Source organism: Pseudomonas sp. (assembly GCF_049590575.1).
In the GTDB taxonomy this organism is placed as follows: Bacteria; Pseudomonadota; Gammaproteobacteria; order Pseudomonadales; family Pseudomonadaceae; genus Aquipseudomonas.
The window spans coordinates 42,198-50,893 of record NZ_JBAWDE010000408.1 but is presented as its reverse complement, the minus strand read 5'-3'; the positions used below and the strand labels follow the sequence as shown (position 1 = coordinate 50,893).

6 protein-coding genes and 1 other RNA gene are annotated in these 8,696 nt (G+C 59.3%); 1 reads left to right on the top strand and 6 read right to left on the bottom strand.

The genetic code is table 11. The annotated features are described in order from the left end of the window. Positions 1–145: 145 nt before the first annotated feature. From WBR57_RS28675 to WBR57_RS28655, 5 genes are all read right to left on the bottom strand, one after another. Positions 146–1,402 carry an integrase domain-containing protein gene (locus WBR57_RS28675; RefSeq protein ID WP_424088679.1) on the bottom strand — a complete coding sequence of 419 codons (1,257 nt, stop codon included), beginning with the start codon at positions 1,400–1,402 and terminating at the stop codon, positions 146–148. 187 nt (positions 1,403–1,589) lie between these two features. Next, positions 1,590–1,986, bottom strand: a transfer-messenger RNA (tmRNA) gene (gene ssrA / locus WBR57_RS28670). A gap of 102 nt (positions 1,987–2,088) precedes the next feature. Continuing rightward, positions 2,089–2,370: a hypothetical protein gene (locus WBR57_RS28665; RefSeq protein WP_424088682.1), complete on the bottom strand. Its 282-nt coding sequence runs from the start codon at positions 2,368–2,370 to the stop codon at positions 2,089–2,091. Positions 2,371–2,505: 135 nt separating this feature from the next. Next, positions 2,506–5,316: an FAD-binding and (Fe-S)-binding domain-containing protein gene (locus tag WBR57_RS28660; protein ID WP_424088677.1), complete on the bottom strand. Its 2,811-nt coding sequence runs from the start codon at positions 5,314–5,316 to the stop codon at positions 2,506–2,508. A gap of 70 nt (positions 5,317–5,386) precedes the next feature. Next, the gene (locus WBR57_RS28655) at positions 5,387–7,081 is read right to left on the bottom strand and encodes a lactate permease LctP family transporter (RefSeq protein ID WP_424088675.1); all 1,695 of its coding nucleotides are present in this window, start codon (positions 7,079–7,081) and stop codon (positions 5,387–5,389) included. Between the two features lie 251 nt (positions 7,082–7,332). On the opposite strand from WBR57_RS28655, the gene WBR57_RS28650 reads away from it, so the two are divergent. Then, a complete protein-coding gene (locus WBR57_RS28650) occupies positions 7,333–8,100 on the top strand; it encodes a GntR family transcriptional regulator (RefSeq protein ID WP_065910250.1) in 768 nt (255 codons plus the stop codon). Positions 8,101–8,136: 36 nt separating this feature from the next. Here WBR57_RS28650 and smpB read toward each other — a convergent pair whose 3' ends face one another. Beyond that, entirely contained in the window at positions 8,137–8,619 is a 483-nt protein-coding gene (gene smpB, locus WBR57_RS28645; protein WP_049711476.1) for an SsrA-binding protein SmpB, read from the bottom strand. Between the last annotated feature and the right edge of the window lie 77 nt (positions 8,620–8,696).

Here is an 8,696-nt window from a genome sequence, read left to right as displayed (position 1 = left end):
TAGCTCTACAAAGTAAGGTCCATCCAAACAGGGCGGCTTTGCAGCCCTGTTTGGATGGACCCGCGCTTAGAAGCGGATAAGCGAGGCTGCTTGCCCCGAACCTTGAACGTTCAGTTGTTGCTGCAGTTCTTGCGCCTGTACAGCGCTAGCGAATCGGCACCACGTTCTTGTCTCTGACTTGGCCGTACGCTGAGGCGAGCAGGCTGCCGGTGGCGGCTTTCTGGATGTACTCACTCCACCAGGCCATCATCGGGCGCCGGCGCTCGATGTAGTCGGCTCGGTTGTAGGCGCTACGCACCTCATCCTTATCGACGTGCGCCAGTGCGACCTCAATGAGTTCCGGGTCCCAGCCATGTTCATTCAAGATCGTACTGGCTATCGAGCGCATGCCGTGGCTGACCAAGCGATCCTGGAAGCCCATGCGTTTCAACGCCATGTTGGCCGTTTGGCTATTGGCGTGGGTACGTGGATTTCTGTCTGCCGGGAAGACGTATTCGCGATGGCCGCTGTGAGTTCTCAGTGACTCCAGCAGTGCGACAGCGTGATCACTCAACGGGATGCTGTGTGGACGGCGCTTCTTCATCCGCTCCGGTGGGATAGTCCAGACACGCCGTTCAAAGTCGATGTCCGCCCAGCGGGTAGTCGCCGCCTCGGCGGGGCGAGTCATCGTGTGCAACTGCCATTCGATCAGGCAGCGGGTGGTGCGTTTGATGCTGGCATTCGCGATCTCCAGCATGAGCTCGGGGAGCTCTTCGGGTGGAAGCGCGGCCATGTTCTCTTTCTTGGGCTGCTTGAATACTGCCCTGATACCGCTGAGCGGGTTGGCGAAGATCAAGCCGGAATTTACGCCGTAGGTCATGATCTCGTTTAGCCGCTGGCTAAGACGCTTGACCGTCTCCAGGCTGCCTTTCGCTTCGATAGGGCGCAGTAATCCGATCACCATCGGCGCGGTGATTTTCACCAGTGGTGTCGTTTTCAAGTCGGGGAGCACATGCAGCGTGAGCGACCGCCAGATGTCCTCGGCGTAGGCCGGGGTGACCGAGTCTTTCTTAAGCTCGAACCAGGCGGTGGCCACGTTCTCGAAGGTATGTTCCGTTTCTGCGCGCTTGGCCTCATTCAGCGTATCGCGCTGCACCTTCGGATCAATGCCCTGTGCGAGCAGCTCGCGCGCATCGATTGCCATCTTTCGTGCATTCGCCAGTGACAGTTCGGGGTAGGTCCCGAAGCCGATGTTGATGCGTTTTTTGGTCACCGGTTCGCGGTAGTTGAAATTCCACAGCAACGAGCCGTTGCTGCGTACGCGGAGCTGCAAACCGTCACCGTCGGTGAGGACGTAATCCTTGGACGCGGGTTTGACTCCCTTGAGCTGTCGATCGGAGAGGCGGAGATTTTGAGCCGGCATGAGATTGTCCTCAGGCACTGATTCGGTATTCCAAAGATTAGCACCGGATGAGCTGGAATACTGTCTGGAATACCCGAATGGCTGGAACTCAAAAACTCTCAAAAGACCGAAAAAGCGCTGGAGGCCGCGGTTTTACTGGATCACAGGCACAAAAAAAGACGTCCGTGGACGTCTTTAGATGATGAAGTGGTGGAGCCGGGGGGATTTGAACCCCCGTCCGCCAGTACTCCGCTGTCGGTACTACATGCGTAGCCGTTTCTATTAAGTTAACCCTCAGCGACCCGAAGGGCAGGGTGCTTTGGGCGAGTTGTGTAAGTTTTAGCCGCTTCGTCCACAACGTACTGCACGGCGATTCTGTTCTATATGACAATCACTTTGGGTTTACAGACATCCCCTGGTGATTGCTGGACCCGAAGGTACCAGAAGCTCAGGGCTAAGGCTGCTTACGCAGCGAGAGCGAATTCCTGGCCGTAGTTTTCGTCATTGGCAACTATAAGAAGTTGCAACAGTGGATTTACGAGTTCTGTTACCAACTCGGCATGCACCTAAAGTTTCGCGACCGGCGTCGAATCCTAAACGGCCCCGTGCTTGTAACTCGTTGTTTCTTAGTGAGTGACAAGCCTGTGCAGTGTACGCCAAACGGTCACGGAAGGCCAACCCGAAGGTTGGCTCTCCTATGCGGCGTGTTACTGATTGCCGCCTTTATCAGTGTTTTGCAGGCTTTGCAGGGCCTTGGAGGTGATCTCGATGCACTTCTTGTCATCGCCGGCGTTCTGAGCATTTCTCGCCTGGGAGACTGCAGTGTCGATTTCTCCCTTTTTGCCGCTGGTATCAGTGGCGAGCAGGGCTTGGCCGTTGTTGATTTTGTCCAGGTTGATCTTGCACAGATCGGGCTCGCCCGCTGCGAACACAGGGGAGGCCAGCATCGCAGCGGTAATGAACAAGCCAGCAAGAGCGGAACGCTTCATAGGGTATCTCCTTGCGCAAAAGGGCTCGACGCTGCTGGCGTTGACGGCTGCCAGCGACATCACTGATGAGCCTCGTTCGCCGAGGCCTATTCAAATGACTACGCCGACGCGCAGGCGTTCGGTTTTATTGATGGATTAATGCGCTCGGGCCTGTGTGACCCGGTCCACGAGGTATACCAACCCGTGATAATCGATGCCGCCGTGCTGGCTCAGACCGATCTCGCAGGTACGGCTGGTGGAAATTCCTTCGCTGCAATATTGCACTGCGTCCTTGAGCGTGCGCAGTGCGTGGGCGTTGAGCTGCGGCGTGGTGAAACCTTTGTCGCCGGCGAAGCCGCAGCAGTGGATGCCCTCTGGGATTACTACGTTGTTGGAGCAGCGTCGGGCCAGGTCGATCAGAGCCTGGCTTTCGCCCAGGTGCTGGGTGCTGCAGGTGACGTGCACGGCGATTGGCGCTTCCTGCGGCGTGAAGTCGAGACGGTCCATCAGGTGTGTGCGGATAAAACGTACAGGGTCGTAGAGGTCCAGACGTGTTTCGCCGAGGTCTTGCACCAGGCGCAGGGTGCAGGGGCTGGTGTCGCAATAGATCGGGTCGAGCCCGCCGCGGCTGGCGTGGAGCAGGGCGCCGATCAGTTCCTGACGTTTGTGTTCGGCTTGCTCGGCATAACCCTTGGAGGCGAACGGCTGGCCGCAGCACAGGCTGTCCTGATTGTCGGGGAATACCACCTGGTAACCGGCTTTTTCCAGCAGGCCGCGGGTTTTGTCGTACAGCGACATCTGCTCTTTATCACCCGCCGCCGGGCCCATGGCCCGCGAGACGCAGGCTGCCAGGTAGACCACGCGCGGGCGCTCATCAGTCAAGACCGGGCTGAAGCGAATGGCTTTTTCCGGCTGCGGCATAGCGTTGGTCCACTGTGGGATTTGCCCCTTGGACAGCCTGGTCATCGTGGCTGACAGTTTTGCCAGGCGCGGTGCGCCCAAGAGCATGCGGGCGCCATTGGCCACATGCAGGGTGAAACGCGCACCTTGCAGGGCGGTGGCGAAATGGCTGGCGAGCCATTCGGCGGTTTTCGTACGGTCTGCATTGCGGGCACGCAGTTTTTTCACCAGGTCGCCGGTATTGATTCCCACAGGGCAGCGTTGCGCGCACAGGCCGGTGGCGGCGCACGTCTCGATGCCTTGGTAGTGGTAGGCGGCTTCCAGTTCGGTGATGTCTGCCCCGGCGCGTTTCTTTGCCTGGATATCGCGCCAGATCACAATGCGCTGGCGCGGGCTCAGGGTCAGTCCTTTGGACGGGCACACCGGTTCGCAAAAACCGCACTCGATGCACTTATCCACAATCTCGTCGGCGGCGGGCAAAGGCTTGAGGTGCTTGAGGTGGATTTGCGGGTCTTCGCTGAGCACCACGTCGGGGTTGAGAATGCCATTCGGATCCAGCAGGCGCTTGAGTTGCCACATCAACTGATAGGCGTCGCTGCCCCATTCCAGTTCGACGAAGGGCGCCATGTTACGGCCAGTACCGTGTTCGGCTTTCAGCGAGCCGCCAAACTCCACTGCCACCAGTTGCGCAACGTCGTCCATGAACGCTTGATAGCGTGCGACTTCTTCCGCGCTGTTGAAGCCTTGGGTGAAGACGAAGTGCAGATTGCCTTCCAGGGCGTGTCCGAAAAGGATGGCTTCGTCGTAGTGATGTTTGTCGAACAATTCGATCAGGCGGTTCACGCCGATAGCCAGTTGTTCGACGGGAAAAGTCACGTCTTCGATGATTACCGTGGTGCCGGTTTTGCGGATGGCGCCGACGGCGGGGAAGGTGTCTTTGCGAATCGCCCACAGGCGGGCGTTCTCCACAGGGTCTTCGGTGAAGTCGACTTGTTTCTCTACGGGGAAGCTGGCGAGGGACGCCATGATCAGCGCCAGTTGCTCATGCAGTAACGACGATGAAGCTGCGCGGGATTCAATCAGCAGTGCGCAGGCATTTTCCGACAAGTGCTGTACGAAAGCCGGCATGCCCGGTTTGTCCTGCACCGAACGCATGCTGCGTCGGTCCAGCAGCTCAACGGCGGAAACCGGCTGGGTTTTGAGTACGGTCACGGCGTTGCAGCAGGTTTCCACATCCGGGAACACAATCAGCGCCGACGCTTTGTTCGGGTGATCGATCACGGTGTCGTAGGTGACAGCACTGATGAAGCCCAGGGTGCCTTCGGAGCCCACCAGCAAATGGCTGAGGATATCCAGCGGTTCATCGAAATCCACCAGCGCATTAAGTGACAGGCCGGTGGTATTTTTCAGACGGTATTTGTGGCGTATTTTGGCGGCCAGATCGGCATTGGCCCGCGTCTCGCGACCGAGTGTCGCCAGGCGTTCAAGCAATTCTCCGTGCTGTTCACGAAACGCGGTAACGCTGGCCGCATCTTCGGTGTCCAGGCGGCTGCCATCGGCCAGCACCAGGCGAATGCCCGCCAGGGTGTGATAGGTATTTTGCGCCGTGCCGCAGCACATGCCGCTGGCATTGTTGGCGACGATACCGCCGATTTTGCACGCATTGATCGACGCAGGGTCCGGCCCGATCTTGCGCCCGAACGGCGCCAGCCAGGCGTTCGCCTGCGCGCCGATAACGCCCGGTTGCAGGCGGATCTGCGTGCCCTGCCCGCGAATCTCACGGCCGTTCCAGTTTTCGCCCAACACGACCAACACCGAATCGCTGATGGCTTGCCCGGACAGGCTGGTGCCGGCCGCGCGAAAGGTGACCGGCACGCGGTCACGCTGGGCTGATTGCAGCAGCGCTACCACTTCGTCTTCTGACTCGACGCGGATCACCAGTTGTGGGATCAGTCGGTAAAAGCTGGCGTCGGTGCCGAAAGCGAGTGTGGAAAGAGGGTCGTCAAAACGCCGATCTTTCGGGATCAGTTGTGCGACGTCGCGCAGGAAAGCAGCAGGCAGGCTCATCGGTCCTCCAGAAATAGCTGACGCCGGAATCGTTGTCCGGCGTCGGTTCTTACCCTATTGCGTGCAGGTTTCAGTGCACCAGCATACCGGTGAACCAGTAGGCCTGGGCCAAGGTGATCAGCCCGACGATGGTGGCAAAGAACAGGCTGTGCTTGAGGGTAAAGCGGAACAGGTCGGATTCCTTGCCCACCAGGCCGGTGGCGGCGCAGGCCACGGCGATCGATTGTGGGGAGATCATCTTGCCGGTCACGCCACCGCTGGTGTTCGCTGCGACGAGCAGGGTGTCGTTGACGCCGATCTGGTGCGCGGTGGTGGCTTGCAGCGAGCTGAACAGGGCGTTGGATGAGGTATCGGAGCCGGTCAGGAAAACCCCCAGCCAGCCGAGGAAAGGCGAGAAGAACGGGAAGGCCGCGCCGGTGCCGGCCAATACCAACGCCATGGTCGAGGACATGCCGGAGTAGTTAGTGACAAAAGCGAACGCCAACACCATACCGATGGACAGGATCGGCCAGCGCAGTTCGTAGAAGGTTTCTTTTAAAGTGGTAAGACCAGTTTTAATGTCGATCTTCAGCACCATCATCGACACCAGTGCGGAGAAGAAAATCGCAGTGCCGGTGGCTGAAATCGGGTCCAGCTTGAACACGGCAGGAATCGCAGTGGGGTTGGTGACGATGGGGGCCACCTTGATCACCAGTTGATCCAGGTGCGGGATTGCGAAATTGAATACCCAGCTGTACATCGAACCGCCTGCCGCGAACATCGCCTTGAACGGCTTAAGGGTCCAGAGGGTGACGAGGACTGTCAGGATCAGGAACGGCGACCAGGCTTTGAAAATTTGCCCGAGGCTGTAGGGTGATGCGACCGATTGGCGTGGTTGACCGAAGCCCCCGGCGCTGGCGGTGACCGCTGCGCTGGAGGTGGCGCCGGCGATCTGTGCGCCGGCGGTGCGCTTGGGCTGCCAGACTTTCAGGAACAGGGTCAGTGCGACCAGGCTGGCTAGAGCCGAAGTGATGTCCGGCAGTTCCGGGCCGATGAAATTGGAGGTGAAGTACTGAGTCACGGCAAAGCTCAAGCCCGCGACCAATGCGGCCGGCCAGGTTTCGCGCACGCCACGCAGGCCGTCCATCATGAACACCAGCCAGAACGGCACGAACAGCGACAGCAGGGGCAACTGGCGGCCGGTCATGGCGCCGATCTTGAACGCATCGATGCCGGTTACCTGGCCTGCGACGATGATCGGGATGCCCAAGGCGCCGAAGGCCACGGGCGCGGTGTTGGCGATCAAGCACAGGCCGGCGGCGTACAGCGGGTTGAAGCCCAGGCCTACCAACAGCGCAGCAGTGATCGCCACGGGCGCGCCGAAACCGGCAGCCCCTTCCAGGAATGCGCCGAAGCAGAAGCCGATCAGCAATACCTGCAGGCGTTGGTCGTCGGTGATCGACAGAACTGAGCTACGGATGATTTCAAACTGGCCGCTCTTGACCGTCAATTTGTAGAGGAACACGGCCGCCACGATGATCCAGGCGATGGGCCACAAGCCGTAGGCAAAACCATAACCGGCGGCGGCCAACGCCATGTCCACCGGCATCTGGAAGGCAAAGATCGCGACCAGGATCGACAGCCCTAGGGTAATGCTCCCGGCGACATGGCCTTTGAGGCGGAACACGGCCAAGGCCAGGAAGAAGAATACGATCGGAATGACGGCGGCCAGTGCGGACAGGCCGAGGCTGCCGAGTGGGCTGTAGAGCTGTTGCCAGGTTTGCATGTGGGGTGGCCCCTGATTGTTGTTGTTTGGTTAGATTGGATAATTGGTAATACCAATTTACAATCGCTGTCGGCTAGGTTAAAAGGCTTCGAGGCGGTGTGTCAATTTGCCGCTTGCGAAACTTTGGTCGAAGGCCGGTCCGGAATGAAATCTGAACGGATAAACAGAGACTGTTCTGATAGGTGCTGCGAGCGCAGCGATAGGCCAGAATAGAGGGCCCGGCGAGTGGTCGGGATGGTGGAGAATGAGTTATGGGGTTTGATCAGGTGCGTCAGCGCCGTTTGTCTGACGATATTGTCGAGCAGCTTGAGGGCATGATCCTCGAGGGCACGCTGAAGTCGGGTGAGCGCTTGCCGGCCGAGCGCGCTTTGGCTGAGCAGTTTGGCGTGTCGCGCCCATCGCTGCGCGAAGCGATCCAGAAGCTGGCGGCTAAAGGGTTGCTGGTGAGTCGTCAGGGCGGCGGCAACTACGTCGCGGAATCCCTGGGTTCGACCTTCAGCGATCCGCTGCTGCACCTGCTGGAAAACAACCCCGAAGCACAGCGTGATCTGCTGGAGTTTCGCCAGACCCTAGAAGCATCTTGTGCTTACTACGCAGCCTTGCGCGCCACCGAGGTCGACCGTGAGCGGTTGACCGCCGCGTTTGAGGCGCTCCAGGATTGTTATACCCGCGCAGATGATGTGAGTCGGGCGGAGGAGGGGGCGGCGGATGCGCGTTTTCATCTGGCGATTGCCGAGGCCAGTCACAATGCGGTGTTGCTGCACACCATCCGCGGTTTGTTCGACCTGCTCAAGCGTAACGTGGTGACCAACATCGGCGGCATGTATCAGCAGCGCACGGAAACCCGCGACATGCTGATCAGTCAGCACCGGGATTTGTACCTGGCGATTATCGAAGGGCGGGCCGAGCAGGCGCGAGAGGTTTCAACACGTCACCTGCTGTATGTGCAGGAAGTGCTGGAGGAAGTGCGTCAGGAGGTTCAGCGCGTGGCGCGTGCGGAGCGGCGTAAAGGGATGTAGCCGAGGGAAGTTCCCAGGGCTACACGGTTACAAGGATTAGTCTTCCTTGCCCTTGTTGCGTACGGCGCGGTGCAGTTCGCGGTTGGAATCACGCTCGCGCTCGGTATCGCGCTTGTCGTATTCCTTCTTGCCCTTGCCCAGGGCGATCTCGCACTTGACCAGGTGCTTGCTCCAATACCAGGACAGACAGATGCAGGCATAACCCTTCTGCTGTACGGCGGAAGCGAGCTTTTCCAGTTCGCGGGCATTGAGCAACAGCTTGCGCGTGCGTACCGGGTCGGCAATCACGTGGGTGCTCGCAGTGGTCAGCGGGGTGATATGACTGCCGAGCAGCCACGCCTCGCCATCCTTGAGCAGCACATAGCTGTCGACCAGTTGCAGCTTGCTGGCGCGCAGACTTTTTACTTCCCAGCCGGCCAGGACCAGACCAGCCTCGAAACGATGTTCGATGAAGTAATCGTGTCGCGCCTTTTTATTTTGCGCGATGGTCCCTGTGGGGTGTTTCTTTTGTTTAGCCATAGGGGCGGCATTATAGGGAGTTGCGAGCGTGTCGGCTACGGTCAACCTGCGTGCTTGAGCGTGTTGGACGAATCCCG